At 66.0% G+C, this 861-nt stretch carries 1 protein-coding gene; it reads right to left on the reverse strand.

Going from position 1 to position 861, the window contains the following annotated elements:
* Positions 1 to 861, reverse strand: an 861-nt coding sequence (pdxS, locus tag ACYVAQ_RS23395) for a pyridoxal 5'-phosphate synthase lyase subunit PdxS (RefSeq protein ID WP_460793022.1), incomplete at both ends; no start/stop codon positions are given.

An 861-nucleotide genomic window follows, 5' to 3' on the forward strand; every position in this document is an offset into this window, starting at 1 on the left:
TCGGCGAGGCGGTGCGGCTGCGGGATCTCGTCCACGTTGATCCCCACCATCGCCTCACCCAGACCCCGCGACACCTTCGCGATCACATCCGGGTCATCGAAGAACGTCGTCGCCTTCACGATCGCCTCAGCCCGCTGCGCAGGATTCCCCGACTTGAAGATCCCCGACCCGACGAACACACCCTCAGCACCCAGCTGCATCATCATCGCCGCATCCGCCGGAGTCGCGATCCCACCCGCAGTGAACAACACCACCGGCAGCTTCCCCGTCGCCGCAACCTCCTTGACCAGCTCATACGGCGCCTGCAACTCCTTGGCCGCCACATACAGCTCATCCTCCGACAGCACCGTCAACCGACGGATCTGCGCCCGCAACGTCCGCATGTGACCCACCGCGTTCGACGCATCACCCGTCCCGGCCTCACCCTTCGACCGGATCATCGCCGCCCCCTCGGTGATCCGCCGCAACGCCTCACCCAGGTTCGTCGCCCCACACACGAACGGCACCGTGAACGCCCACTTGTCGATGTGGTTCTCATAATCCACCGGCGTCAGGACCTCGGACTCGTCGATGTAGTCCACACCCAGGCTCTGCAGGACCTGGGCCTCCACGAAATGACCGATCCGCGCCTTGGCCATCACCGGAATGCTGACCGCCTCGATGATGCCGTCGATCATGTCCGGATCACTCGCCCGCGAGACCCCACCCTGGGCCCGGATGTCCGCCGGCACCCGCTCCAACGCCATCACCGCGACCGCACCCGCGTCCTCGGCGATCTTGGCCTGCTCCGGGGTGACCACATCCATGATCACGCCACCCTTGAGCATCTCCGCCATCCCCCGCTTCACGCGGAAGGTGCCG

The organism is Nocardioides maradonensis (assembly GCF_054777115.1).